Source organism: Streptomyces sp. NPDC002133 (genome assembly GCF_040296405.1).
In the GTDB taxonomy this organism is placed as follows: Bacteria; Actinomycetota; Actinomycetes; order Streptomycetales; family Streptomycetaceae; genus Streptomyces.
Genome location: NZ_JBEOXF010000022.1, coordinates 73,738 through 86,713, shown reverse-complemented (window position 1 = coordinate 86,713; position 12,976 = coordinate 73,738). Strand labels below are relative to the sequence as shown.

The following is a 12,976-nucleotide window of genomic DNA, read 5'->3' as shown; positions in this document are numbered from 1 at the left end:
TGGGGGTCACCACATGTAGGCGCCTTCCTCGGCGATCCTCGCTCGGTCGTTGGGGATCACCGTGCGGGCCAGGTCACGGTTCGCGGTGGCGGCGATGATCTGGAGCCCTTCGGTCTCTGCGCAGATGGCTTTCAGCTGCTCCAGGGTTTCCGCCAGGTCGGTGCGGATCATCTCTTGCGCGCCGGCGGAGTCGATGAGGAGCAGGCCGGGGTGACGGCCTCCGTGCTTCTGGCCGACACGGAGCAGGGCGAGCAGCGTGGCCATCCGCAGACGTAGCTGTTCGCCGTCGCTGACGTCCATGAAATATGTGGGGCCGTCGTCCTTGTGCAGCTTCATGACGCCGTTCGACTGGAGCTTCACGCCTTGCAGGGCGTTGTAGCCGAGCCGCACAGCGAGAGTGTAGATCTCGGCACTGACCCGGTCCATGATCGGCTTTCCGGCCTTCTGCGCGCGCACGTCGGCTTCCTTGCGAGCGGCTTCGAGGATCCGTTCTTCCGCGTCGGGTTCCGTTGCTGCTGTAGCCCGGGCGTGGGTGGATGCGCGTTCCTTCAGCTGCCCGCGCAGCCGCTCCAACTCGAGCTGCCGGCGCAGCAGGGAAGCATCCGGGAGGACTGATTGGGCCGATGCCAGTGCTTGCCGGCCAGCGGTGAGTTCACTCTCGGCCTGCAAGCGTGCCGCTTCTGCGTCATGGACGGCGCTCTGGGCCTGGCGATCGGCGGCGCGCAGGGCGTTCACGCTTTCGGTGAGCTGCTCGATGGCGGTGGGGTCCTCGGGTGCGTCCTTGGGCGCGGCGGTTCCGCAGACGGAGCAGTGGTCGCCAGCGTGCGCGGCGTGGGCGAGGTCGGCTACGGGGGTGGTGCAGCGCGGGCAACAGGTGGGGTTGAGTGCGCCGAAATACCGCTTGGCTGCAGTGTTCTCCCGGAGGTCGCGCAGTTGCTTCTGGTCATCAAGGAGTGCCTGGTGGACTTCGGTGTAGCGGATTTGGGCGGTGGTGTGGGCCTGGACGGCGCTGGCGTGGTCCTGGGCGCAGCTGGCGACGCGGGCGGCGGCTTGTTCCAGTGCCGTGGTCTGGTCTTCGAGGGAGGGGGCGGCCTCGGCGTCGGCCAGGGCGGCTTCGGCGTCGGCCAGCTGGTCCTTGAGTTCCTGCAGCGAGTCGGCGCGGGCCTGGGTGTCCTGGGTGGCGCGGCGGCGTTCTCCGCGCAGTTGCTGGCGGACCGTTTTCAGAGCGGTTTCGGCGTCGCGGCGAGTGCTGGTCCAGGGCAGGCCGATAAACATCTGCAGGAGGCTGACGACGGATCCGTTCTGGGCGGTCTCGCCGAGCAGGACCTGGGCGTTGCGGTTCCGGGCGATCAAGGCGTGGCTGAAGAGCGACCAGTCGGTGACGCCGGCTTTGCCGTCTTCTTCGCCTTTGACGTCGTCCCGCCAGCCGCGGAGGATCTCAAGGTTTAGGCGGTTCATCATGAATTCGCCCATGGTGGACTCGAATTCGGCGTGGCTGGTGAAGTCGACGTGCGGTGTGGTCGTGCCGGTTTCCAGGCGGCCGGTCAGCGCTCCGGCGCTCTGTCGGAACTCGACGCTGAATGGTTCGCCGTCGATCGTGCCATCGAGGCGAACGTGGGAAATCCACCGGCGCACGCCGTCCTGAAGTCGGCTGTTTTCACCGCGCAGGCACCAATAGACCACCTCAAGGACAGTGCTCTTGCCCTTCAGGTTGTCGCCGGCCAGGCACCACAAGCCGTCGCCGAGGCGCCATGCGAAGCGGAAGTCTCCGGTGACGGTGCCCGCCTTGGTCCCGGAGAACTCGACGGACGTGAGCGAGAGGCGGTGGGGCCGGGGCAGGATTCCGCTCTCGCGGACGTGGTGGTGTTCCAGAACCGCGGCAGCCTCTTCCAGGGCGACAGCAGCCCGTTCGGCGACGGCTTCGGTGAAGTTGCTCATGCGTTCTGCCCTTCACTTGCACGGTTCTCGAACGCCGCGAGGCGAGCGCGGACCCGGCTGGTGATGCCCGTGATGCTGTCGCCGAGGTGGGTGCGCTCGTACTCTGCCTGCGCGTACTGGACGTCCTTGAGCCGGCTGCCGCTACGGTCGCCGGCTATCAGCAGAACCAGCGCGGCACGCTCGTCGTACCAGGCCAGATCCGGCTCATCGGTGCGCAGTTCCTGCGCAGTGAGCCGTGCCGGAGGTAGCAGGCAGTAGTCCCAGCGGTCGATCTCTGGCGCCTTGCCGACTGCATCGATGCCGATCATCCCGTGGGAGAGCAGCAGTCCGAGGGCGTCGTCCAGCGGCTCATACGCGCCGAATCGCCAGCGGACCATCGGATAGGACTCGAGGTCGGGCTCATCACCCTGCAGCAGCGCGGCCGCTTGGGCTACCGGGTCGACTCCAGGCAGGCTGCCGCCAGCCTCGGCGAAGTTCAACAGCTCGTCGGCCAGGTAATCCGGGTTGCGCAGCCAGAAGTCGAGCGCCTGGAGCTTCTTCTGTCCCCGCAGGATCGCCGCGGCATCCGGATGCGCTGCACACTGCACTGCTGGAGGTGAACAGTGATCCAAAAGAAATAGGATCCGCACCGCGTCTTGGACCCGGCTAGCCCGCCGTCCACGCCCCTGCTCCGCACCTGGTCTCACTGGCAGCCCCCCGATCGCCGTCGATCACTCCCCCGACACGATCAGTAGCACACCGTGGTCCCGATTGGTAAGTAGGGCGACGCGATCAGCACGTGCGTGAGCCCCCCGCCTTACGGCGGAGGGCTCCTGCTTTGCTGGGCTGTCTACTTGGACAGGTCGAGCCGTACGGGCATCAGCAGGTGCCGATACCCGTCACCGTCCATCTCGGGCCCCTCGGTGAGCAGAACGGGCTTGGTGATCTGCCCGTCCTCCACCGCGCGGATGTGCATCGTGACGGTGTCGCTGGCGAACGTTCCGATCGCGTCCAGCAAGAAGGCCGGGTTGAGAGCCAGGGCCCTGCCCCGCAGGGTGTCGGCGTTCCCGTGCGTGATGGTCGACGGGACGGTCATGCCCTTGGTGCGGGCCTGGTCGTCGACGGTGCCGATGCGCGGGGCGAGGGTGAGGGTGCCGTCGTCGCCCCACGCGAAAGCGACGGGCGTGTTCTTCTCACCCTTCGCACTAATCAGGGCCTGACACTTCTTCGCGGCCCGTACAACAGTGGCGCGGTCGACACGGACGGACGTGTCGCACTCGGTCGGGAACAGGCTGTCGTACTTGGGCAGGCTGCCCTCCAGCGGGCGCATCGTGATGGTGGTGTCGCCCATCGACAGGGTGGCCCGGGCGATGGCGCCCTTGCCGTCCTCGATGATCCCGATACCCACGCGCCCGTCGTACGACTTCAGGCGCCTGGCCAGGGGCGCGAGGATGCCAGCGGGGATGAGGGCGGTCAGCGGCTTCTCCAGCGGATGCACGGTGGCGCCGGCGGGGACTTCCGCGACCGCGAAGCGGTAGCGGTCGGTGGCCGCCAGGGTGAGCGTCTCGCCCTCCAGGGTGATCTGGACGCCGGTGAGCGTCGGCAGGGTGCCGTCGCGCCCCGCAGTCGGCAGTACGCGGTTCAGCTGGGCGAGGAACTCCTGCGCGTCCATGGTGGCCATGGCGGGCACTGCCTCCGGCGGGTGTGTGAACGCGCCCAGGTCAAGCGTTGTGATCGGCACGGTGATGTGCTCCGTGGCCAGCAGGTCTCCCGCGAGCGAGACGGGCGTGCGGGCGGCGACCGTCTTGATCTCACCCGCCACCATGGCGGCGAGGGCCTTCTTCAGCTCCACAAAATCAAGAAGCGAACGTCCCTTCGCGACTGGCGTTCCCACGGGAACCGTGACCGACACGGCGGTCCAGAAATCAAAGGTGCTGAGAGTGAGCCGGTCGCGGCTCGTCTGGATAAGCACGCCGCGCTGCGCGGTCGGCTGAGCCTGGGTCGGTACACCGAATTCAGCGATGTTCAGCGCCTCGGCGATCTGCGCGTGCATTCCGGCGAAGTGCGCGGTCGGCTCTGCGGGCTTCTTCTCGATCTTTTCGGCAGAATTCGCGGCCATGACCTGAGTCTCAGGGTGGGACATAGCTCTCCCTCGGGTTGGGGGTGCGTCTCGGTTCGTTGGCCGGCTGCCACCGCCGAACAACAAGATAACTATACCATGCACACGCCATAATGGGGGGTGGTTCGCATCGCCTCCGGGGCCAATCTCCGCCGGTCAACTGGTACATGAGCGCCACGGGCAACGAGGCGGGCAGCCTGAAGCAAGAGCGCGGGCCGCACGGCGCCTCCAGCGTCCGGCTGAGAGGCCTCCGCGGTGCGTGAGAGCGCGCAGCGCTCGGCGCGCAACAAAGTGGCGGGGAGTGCATCGGGCCGGCTGCGGGGCGATGTGCCAGACGGCGCCGATGGACGTCAGCCGGGCGCGGGAACTGCGGAAGACAGTGCACGCGGCCCGCGCTGGCGGCGCAGCAGAGTTCTAGGGCTGCGGCTCGGCAGCTTCCTTGTACGAGACGTGGCCGATAGCCCGGAAGGCTTTGTCCAGGCCGCGCTCGACGGCCTGGGTCGCCTCGCTGGCTGCGGCAAGTCCGGCGCGGAAATCCTGCAGCTTCTCCTCCAGCGATGCTCCCCTGAAATCCGTGTCCAGGCGGTCGCCGGCGAGCAGCCGGTCGATTCCGCTCTCCAGGAGCTCGAGCAGCTGGGGCAGTTCGTGCGCGCTGCGCGTGAGGCCGCTGAGGATCCGATACGCCTCCAGCGGGTACTCCAGCGGCGCGTCGACCAGGCGTCGGGCCAGCTCGATGTGGGCCTGGGAGGCGTCCGTCGCGTACTGCTCAACACCCTTGTGCTCTTCGGTCACGAACAGGCCCTTCGTCGACTCGACAGGATGGCCCAGAGTCTGGCATCGGTCGAGGTGTTCCGGGCCGGAACGGCGCATCGCACGGCACCGATCGAGGGCTGCCTCGTTCGGCCCAGACTGCGGCCGTGTTTCACGGTGTCCCGGCTGGCGACGCGGCAGCGTGGGCAGCGGGGTCCGCCCGGGAGTCCTTCGCACGTCGACCGGGCGGACCGCTCTTTCGTGATCCTCAGAGAGTGCGCAGGACGGCGACCACCTTTCCGAGGATGGCCGCTTCGTCGCCCGGGATCGGCTCGTACGCCGCATTGTGCGGCATCAGCCAGACTCTGCCGTCCTCACGGCGTAGACGCTTGACGGTGGCCTCGCCGTCCAGGAGCGCGGCGACAACGTCTCCGGAGTCGGCGGAGTCCTGGCGGCGCACAGTGACGATGTCGCCGTCGCAGATGGCCGCCTCGATCATGCTGTCCCCGACGACTTTGAGCGCGAACAGCTCGCCTTCGCCAACGAGGTGCCGCGGTAGCGGAAGGACGTCTTCGACGGCTTCCTCGGCGAGGATCGGCGCGCCGGCGGCGATCCGGCCAACCAGGGGGACATGGGCCAGCTCTGGCGTGCTGTCCGTCGGAGCCTGGGGAAGGTCGTCGCTCCAGCGGTGGCGGACGCGGTACGTGCGCGGCCGTTGCGGGTCGCGGTACAGGACGCCTTTGCGCTCCAGGGCCATGACTTGGTGGGAGACCGAAGAGGTGGATTTGAGGTGGACTGCCTCGCCGATCTCCCGCATTGATGGCGGGTAGCCCTTCCGGGTGACGGCCTCCTCGATGAAGTCCACAATCGCTGCTTGGCGGCTGGTGAGTCCATCGGGGCTGGTGCCGACACCGGGCGGCCGTCCGGGCCGACCTGCGGATTCGACGGCGTGCATGTGGTGCTCCCCCCTGACGGGATCTTGCGTGGGGTGAAAGTAGCTCGCCAACCACAACAAAGGGAACACCTCTTCGATAGCCCGCTGTGCGCAACCGGGGCGCCAGGGGTGACTGGTCCGGTCTTCAGGTGACGGTGGCGCCGATCGAGGTGCTGCCTGCCCACGCTGATCTCGTTCATGACTCACTCCCGTCCCTTCACGTCCCGGCCGCTCCGAGCCTTGTCGACGCTACGAGTCGCGCTGACAGTCCAGTCCTGCTCGCTCAGGACACGGCCCGGTCCCCCGTCGGCTCCACCGGGACCGGCTCCCGGTCGATGATGTCTGCGAGCAGGTGGCGTACCGGGGGCGGCAGCACTCTGGGCATCCCCAGGACGTGCCACTGGCAGCCGGGCGCAATGCTGCCGAGCACCAGCAGCATCTGACGCAGGAAGAGCAGGCGGAGCGCATCGAAGGCACGCATCGATGGCGACCAGCGGCGATCGCGCAGGGCCTCGAGCACTGCCTGCCCGGACAGGAGGTGGCGGCCGGCGTACCACTCGTTCACCGCTTCGCCGAGGTGTCCGGCGTCAAGCTCGGCCTCCGTGCGCTCGCACAGGTCCAGAGCCCACTCGCGTACCTCCTGTGCGGTCTTCCAGGTGGTCGCAAGGTCCTGCAAGGGCGTGGCATCGGCCAGGTCTCGCAGGAAGTCTCGAGCGTCGCCGTCGGGCAGGAAGGTCAGCGTGCCGTCCGGATCGATGACTGCGGCCGCAGTGTCCTCCAGAACGTCCTGGCCGGTGGTTTCGACGAGGGAGGCGATCGGGGCGGGCAGGCCCGGGGTCATCGCCCGGAGGAGGCTTCCCATCTCCATCAGGGAGAGGGAGCCGGTGAGGGTCGCCGTCACGGCGGCAAGAGTTGCGCCCTGGGGTGTGAGGGGCGTCGGCTCAGGGTTGTCGTCCAGGTCTGCCAGGTCCGGCGGAGGCCAGGCGCCGCTAGCCGTGCGGACAGCGCGGGCGATCCCCTCGTCGATGCGCCGGGCCCGGGCGGGGACGAGGGTCAGCACGGGTCCGGTATCGGCGAGGTGGCCGTCGATGTCGTCCAGGCGGTCGTCCAGGTTCTCAGCCGGGTCGTTGCCCTCGCCGGGGATGGTGATGGCGGTGGTGGCACGGAAGGCTGACCGTACGGTCGCCTCCGGTACCGGGAGGCCTTCGCCGAACAGCAGCAGCGCCAGGTCTGACGGCCGCTTGCCCGGTCCGGCGTGACGGGCGAGGCCGAGGAGCAGGTCGAAACTGTGGGCCGCTGGCCGGGAGGTGCTCCCCCGGCCGCGCCCGAGGCCTCCGCCGGGGATGTTGCCCGGCAGCAGCCCGTGGCTGCGCCAGGTGGCCAGCTGCTTGACGGTGACCGTGTACCCGTGTCGCTGAGCATGGTCGATGAGCTGCTGGTCGGCCGCGCTCGGGCCCTTGCTGGATGACATGGCGCGACGCTAGCGGCGCCGCGCGCGGCTATGGGCGGGTTCTCGTGCCTGGATCAACAACACCTTACTCATGTGCTACACGGGCTAACGGAAGCGCTCGTGTGCTGAGCCGACTGCTTGGAGGTCCCGTGCGGGCGTGCGAGTTCCACCCAGGAGCAGTCGTCTCGGGCTGCGCGTACGGCGGCTCCTGCCAGCGTTGCGCTCACCCTCCGCAGGGAGGTGAGGACCTATTAGAGACCCCCCACCTCGGTCCGGTCGAGGCGTGTCGCGTCGGCTGAAATGGCGGCGAACCGGCAAACCCGGCGTCGCTCCAACGTCGCTGTGGCTGCGCCGGGTTGGCACTCACCGATGCGTGGCACGAACCGGTGCCCGACGACGGCAACGCCGTTGCACGCCCGATCCGCGAAGGATTAAAGACCTCATGACCACGAACACGGACACGCCCCACCAAGACCGCGACCACCACGAGCTGCGCACGGTCGTTCTCCTGCTGGCCGTGGCAGTAGGACTGCTGATCACGGGAGCTGGCGTCTACCTCGCCCTGGTGCACCCGCCGCTGGCCGGGCCGCTGGGCGTCGGTGCGGCCATTGTTGGTGCGCTGGCCGGCGCTGCGGGTCTCGTAGCGCGCACAGCACGGCATTGGACCTGACAGCCGGCCACGCGGGACGGGGGTGCGTCCTGCCACGTCGCGGAGCCCTGCGTCCCGCCGCTGATCCTCCGCCGCCCGAGGGCACCGGCCTCGTCCTCGAGCCGGGGGTGCGCTCACGCGCGCTGCGCACCGCAGTGTCCAAGTGCCTTCTCTGACCTGCCTGGACACTGGGGCTCGACAGGTTTCGGCTCGAGGCCGGTTGCTGTCATATGTGGGCCGTACCGTTGGCTCATGGTGGAGATCCAGTGGGAAAAGCTGGCCAAGAATCCGCAAGCGGCCGAGGCGCTGATCACCATGCTCATCCTCCGGCTTCGCCCGCGCGCACAGGAGGTCGACGGGGTCGGCGGCGACGAAGGACGCGACGTCTACGAGTACACCGAGAGCAATACGCTGGAGATCGTCGAGATCAAGTCCTTCACGGGACGCATGCGCAGCAGCCAGCGCGATCAGGTGGAACGGTCACTCGTTTCGGCCGCCCGACACCAGCCTGACGCCTGGGATCTCGTAGTTCCTATCAGTCCCAATCCTTCTGAGCTCCGTTGGTTTGGCGGCCTTCGCACAAGGTTTCCCTTCGTACGCGATTGGCGCGGCTTGAAGTGGCTGAACATGCAGCTCGCGGCGCACGACGACCTCGTGCGCTACGCGCTTCATGAGGCGGCCGACTACATCCTGGAGCGGATCGCTGAAGCCCGAGCCGAGCGTGACACGCTGCTCGGAGGTGTGCCCGATCTACTGGCCCGCTACGAGGCACTGCGCCGGCGAGCGCAGGAGATCTCGCCCCACTACACGCTGGTCCCGCTGACAGGGCCGGACGGCAGCCCGGCGGTGAGCGTGCGTGCCAAGAGCGCGTCCTCCACAGAGCAAGCGCCCATCACGATCAATACGCAGCTTCATTTCCGGAGCGATGATCCCCAGGATGCCGAACGTCTGAAGAGACTCGAGCAGACAATGCATTTCGGCGGCGACATCGAGCTGCATCCTGAGAACCTCGGTCTGTTCACTGTCGATGCGCCGCCAGCTCTGGGAATCGGTAGCTCTTTCACGCCAACCAGCATGCGCATCAGTTCCCCCCGCGAAGTCGTCGACCCGCCTATCAGGGCCAGTCTCGCGCTGATGCAACCATCCGGAATCCCACTCGCATCGATGCCACTGCAGTTCACCGAACGCGTCACCGGCACGGCTGGCGGCACCCTCTTTGGGTCCGACTCGGGAGGCCTGCTCACAACCCGGCTCCGCTTCAATGCCCGCGAGCGCTCCTGGCAGCTGAACTGGACCCTCGACCCCGAAGCCGAAACGCTCCCCGGCGCCGCTCTCCCCGGATTGCGTCTGATGAGCTCCCTTGGCCCGGGCTCAGATCTCCAGCTCACGCTGCGCGCTGAGGGGCCGACGAGCAGACTATGGACCTCGCTGCCCCGGGGCTGGCAGAACCCAGGTGTGGCACAGACCCGCGAAGCCATAGAGGACCTTGCGGCACTCCAGGAGCGCACCGGGCAGGTCTTCCCTATACCGAGGGACTTCACCCTCCGCGACGCCTGGGACGTCAAGGGAATCCTGGCACTGCTGCGCGGCGAATCGGTACCGACCAACGCGAGCACGGTGGCCTGGGACGTGACCACTCTTGATGAGCTCGATCGGCTTTCACGGATCAACGACACCCGCATCGCGGCATCGTGCGGATCCCTCACCTTCACCCTCGGCGACTGGGACATCGAACTCGGTCCCTGCATCGAATACTTCACCGTGCACAAGGTGCTCAACCAAGACGAAGCCGCGGACATCCTGGCGAGCGGCCGCCCCGCAAAGGTACGGATGCAGCTGACCCCTGGAGCGCCATCCTGGCGCGTTCTGGGAACCGAACTCGAGGCCCCCGGCGCCGCTCCAGCCTCATAGCACACCAGGTTCGAATCCTGCTGTGTCGCCGTCACCTCCCGTACCCCGGCCGACCGGCGCGGCCTGACCCCGCTGTTCTGGTCCCACGTACGCCCGTACGGCGAGGTGAACCTCGACATGGCCGCCCGTCTTAAGCTCGCAGCGGCCACGGTCCCTCGCCCACGTGCTCCAGACGGTGCGGAGTCGGCGACGGGGCGTGCGAACGTGTGAGTACAGTCGACGGCGCGGTCCGCAGTCAGTTGCGATGACTCCGGACCGCCCATGGGCCTTCTGCCAGTTACCGGTCCGTCGGGCGCGGGTCGCAGTCGGAGCAGGCCTGGCTCTCGCTCGCCGCCGCGTCAACGTCCTCTGGGCCCTCCTGCGCGACGGACGGCGCTACGAGCCAGCTCCGCCGGCAAGGGCTGCCGCATAGGAAGGGGCGCGACACGCTGCGCGCGGCCAGGTGGTCTGACCGACCCCGTCAAACCAGGCAAAACTCGTTACCTTCCGGGTCTGCCATCACCACGTGATCCGGCCTGCCCTGCAACTCGTCCTCGCGGACCACGGTCGCGCCCGCAGCGGTCAACCGCTCCACTGCCTCGACCACGCGGGGCCAGCGCACCTCCCACGGGGTTTCACGGCCGCCACCAACTCGCACGTCGATATGCAGCCGGTTCTTCGCCACCTTCGGCTCCGGCACCTTCAGGAAGGACAAGGTGGGGCCCACTCCGTCTGGATCTGAGAGGTACGCCCCGTCATCCCACTCGTCCTCCGGAACCTCATGATGCGAGAACCACTCCTCCCAGCTCCCGAACCCTGCGGGCGCGGGCTTCTCCTCGTAGCCCAACGCCAGCGCCCAGAACGCGGCCAGCTTCGCCGGGTACGCGCAGTCGATCGTCAAGCTCCACTTGGTCCCCATGAGCCCTCCCCAGTCGGATGAACGGACTGTACCGCGCACCTCCGACACCTCCTGCCCGCTGCCTCAAGCGTGCGCCGCGGCTTGACGAACGGCATTAGGAATCGATGGCACAAACTCGCTTCCGTCAAGGTTCGATGGCACGCACTCAAGATCCGATGACACAGGACACAAGGGGATTACTTGGGTTGCCCCATTGACTGCTCATCTATCGACCGATTGACGAGCAAGATCGACAAGCGGGGCTGCGTAACCGGACCGGCACCGGATCATGCCCATAAAACGGTGTCAGAAAGTCGATGTGCTCAAGAACTTGAGGAGCACCGTTTTCTGTACGATCTGGCGGGTGCAGCCACCCCAGGACGACGCCGCCGATCTCCTCGCCCCCGTTCCGGCCGTACGGACCGGCGACCTCGTGGGATACGCACGCGTGTCCACCAAGGGGCAGTTGCTCGACCGGCAGATCCACGCACTCACCGAAGCGGGATGCATCCGGATCTTCGCCGACAAGAAGTCCGGCAAGAACGCCGAACGCGAGGAGCTATGGAAGGCCCTCGACTACCTGCGCGAGGGTGACACGCTCGTCGTCCCGTCGCTGGACCGGCTCGGCCGTTCTATCCAGGACCTCATCGCGATCGTGTCCGGCCTACGCAAGCGTGGCGTCGGCTTCACCTCGCTGCACGAGGCACTCGACACGACCACGCCCGGCGGGTGCCTGGTCTTCCACGTCTTCGCGGCGCTCGCGGAGTTCATCCGCGAACTCATTGTGCAAGGCACCAACGAGGGCCTGGACGCCGCCCGCGCCCGCGGTGCCCGACTCGGCCGCCCGCCAGCCATGACCGACGAGCAGGTACGGCACGCCCGCGACCTGCTCGCCCGCCCGGAGAACACCGTCACCTCGATCGCGAAGCTCCTCGGCGTCTCCCGCAACACCATCTACAACTACGTGCCCGAGCTGAAGGGCGGTCGCGTCGCACTCGCCGAGGCGACCAGCACGGCGGAACTGCCCCGACCCTCCAGGTCAGAGGACTGATCACCGCCGTTTGCGGCTGGTGACACGATTCTTACCGGCACCCCTACAAGGGCTGGAGATCGCCGAGAATGTCTGCGGCCGATGCGGAGCGGTTGAGTTCTCCGGCCGGAACCAGTCGGTCAATCTGTCCGTTGCCACAGCTCCAGAGGTCTTGATGATGCTTGCGGCCGGCGTCCAGAGCGAGCTGCTGTGGCTGGCCGGGATCGGCCTCCTGACACCGGAACGTACGTGGGCGGCGGAGGTGGGCGGCCTCGACGACCAAGGTGTTGCCCGGGACGTCGCGTACGCCGAGGGGTGGCAGCTCGCCTACGAGCCCTCCCTGATCGAAGTGCCCTGGAACTACCGCACTCAGCAGGGGCGGGCGCTGCGCACCCTCACCCAACATTGGACACAGGTCTCCGCCGTAGTGGAACTACTCTCCCAACGCCACGAACTCTCAAGCTCGGATCTCGAACGTCTGGCCGCCCTGCCCACCGCTCCTGTTCCGGCTGCGACACAGCCGGAAGAGGAAGACCTCCGACCGCAGACCTGAACAGCCCTGAGCATGTATGCGGTGTGGCCAGCCTTGGTACTGCTACAGCCGCTGGCGCCGAGATTGATCTTGATCAGCGGAGGAACCCGGCCGCGTGATGCCGGGGTCCTCCGCTGCGCTGGAGTTCAGCCTCGTTCGTTGGAGAGGTCGACGGTGAGGTCCAGGCGGTGGCGCGGCGGTCCGGGCGGGTCGATGTCGTGCGGGGAGAGGTAGTCGCCGATCCAGTTCATGCCGAGGAGGACAGCGTCGAGGTGCTTCCCCATCCACGAGCCAGCCGCATGGATGAGGTCGGCTTCCTCCGAGCCGGTGAACGTCACGACCTGGACGTTGTCCTCGCGGGAGTGGACTTCGACGGCGCCGTGGTACGTCTTGTCGCCGTGGGCCCGGGGGCGGCCGATCCGGGTCATGTTCTGGTTGTCCTCGCTCACGCATCCGTCCTTCCGTCGAGAGTCTGCGGGGTGAGTGGTTCCATCAGTTCGGGGTCGGTGCTGCTGCCGGGCGGCACGTGCACGGCTCTCAACGCCATCAGCCCCCCTGCTTCACCGGCGAGGAGCCCAGTGTGGCGCTAACCACTGATATTGCATCAGGCCGCGAGATGTGGACCGGCGCCGGCGCCCGGCGGGCGCCGTACGGTGGCGGGTGATCCTCAGCTACCTCTGGGTGTAAGGGGGTGCCGCGCAGTTCGGCGTCGTGCCGGGCGAGCGCAAGGCCGACCCGCTCGGTACGTACGAAGAAGAGGACCAGGATCCGGCGGAGGAGGTCCGCGGCGGGACATTCACTGACTTG

The 12,976-nt window shown here is 67.6% G+C and carries 12 protein-coding genes; 4 read left to right on the top strand and 8 right to left on the bottom strand.

The window, feature by feature from the left end; all coding sequences use genetic code 11:
- Window positions 1-6 precede the first annotated feature (6 nt).
- The 6 genes from ABT078_RS21800 to ABT078_RS21775 all read right to left on the bottom strand — a co-directional run bounded on the left by ABT078_RS21800 (window position 7) and on the right by ABT078_RS21775 (window position 7,191).
- Window positions 7-1,938 carry a hypothetical protein gene (locus ABT078_RS21800; RefSeq protein WP_351230133.1) on the bottom strand — a complete coding sequence of 644 codons (1,932 nt, stop codon included), beginning with the start codon at window positions 1,936-1,938 and terminating at the stop codon, window positions 7-9.
- Window positions 1,935-2,525: a hypothetical protein gene (locus ABT078_RS21795; protein WP_351230131.1), complete on the bottom strand. Its 591-nt coding sequence runs from the start codon at window positions 2,523-2,525 to the stop codon at window positions 1,935-1,937. Before ABT078_RS21795 ends, ABT078_RS21800 begins: the two co-directional genes overlap by 4 nt.
- A 242-nt stretch (window positions 2,526-2,767) precedes the next feature.
- Window positions 2,768-4,036: a DNA polymerase III subunit beta family protein gene (locus ABT078_RS21790; RefSeq protein WP_351230129.1), complete on the bottom strand. Its 1,269-nt coding sequence runs from the start codon at window positions 4,034-4,036 to the stop codon at window positions 2,768-2,770.
- A gap of 414 nt (window positions 4,037-4,450) precedes the next feature.
- Window positions 4,451-4,828 (bottom strand): hypothetical protein, encoded by a 378-nt coding sequence (locus tag ABT078_RS21785; RefSeq protein WP_351230127.1) that lies wholly within the window; start codon window positions 4,826-4,828, stop codon window positions 4,451-4,453.
- 226 nt (window positions 4,829-5,054) lie between these two features.
- Window positions 5,055-5,741, bottom strand: coding sequence for a transcriptional repressor LexA (gene lexA / locus ABT078_RS21780; RefSeq protein ID WP_351230125.1), 687 nt, complete (start codon window positions 5,739-5,741; stop codon window positions 5,055-5,057).
- Window positions 5,742-6,003: 262 nt separating this feature from the next.
- Entirely contained in the window at window positions 6,004-7,191 is a 1,188-nt protein-coding gene (locus ABT078_RS21775; protein ID WP_351230123.1) for a hypothetical protein, read from the bottom strand.
- A 421-nt stretch (window positions 7,192-7,612) separates the two neighbouring features.
- Here ABT078_RS21775 and ABT078_RS21770 point away from each other — a divergent pair, with 421 nt between their 5' ends.
- Together ABT078_RS21770 and ABT078_RS21765 are read left to right on the top strand one after the other, a co-directional pair.
- Entirely contained in the window at window positions 7,613-7,840 is a 228-nt protein-coding gene (locus tag ABT078_RS21770; RefSeq protein ID WP_351230121.1) for a hypothetical protein, read from the top strand.
- A 231-nt stretch (window positions 7,841-8,071) separates the two neighbouring features.
- A complete protein-coding gene (locus ABT078_RS21765) occupies window positions 8,072-9,730 on the top strand; it encodes a hypothetical protein (RefSeq protein WP_351230119.1) in 1,659 nt (552 codons plus the stop codon).
- A gap of 460 nt (window positions 9,731-10,190) precedes the next feature.
- On the opposite strand, the gene ABT078_RS21760 is transcribed toward ABT078_RS21765, so the two are convergent.
- On the bottom strand, window positions 10,191-10,628 hold the full coding sequence (locus ABT078_RS21760; protein WP_351230117.1) for a VOC family protein: 438 nt from the start codon (window positions 10,626-10,628) through the stop codon (window positions 10,191-10,193).
- Between the two features lie 343 nt (window positions 10,629-10,971).
- Between ABT078_RS21760 and ABT078_RS21755 the strand changes: the two genes are divergently transcribed.
- Both ABT078_RS21755 and ABT078_RS21750 read left to right on the top strand, forming a co-directional pair.
- Window positions 10,972-11,658: a recombinase family protein gene (locus ABT078_RS21755; protein WP_502981272.1), complete on the top strand. Its 687-nt coding sequence runs from the start codon at window positions 10,972-10,974 to the stop codon at window positions 11,656-11,658.
- Window positions 11,659-11,812: 154 nt separating this feature from the next.
- Entirely contained in the window at window positions 11,813-12,190 is a 378-nt protein-coding gene (locus ABT078_RS21750) for a hypothetical protein (RefSeq protein ID WP_351230115.1), read from the top strand.
- 125 nt (window positions 12,191-12,315) lie between these two features.
- Here the strand turns inward: ABT078_RS21750 and ABT078_RS21745 are convergent, their stop codons facing one another.
- Entirely contained in the window at window positions 12,316-12,618 is a 303-nt protein-coding gene (locus ABT078_RS21745) for a hypothetical protein (RefSeq protein ID WP_351230113.1), read from the bottom strand.
- Window positions 12,619-12,976: the final 358 nt, after the last annotated feature.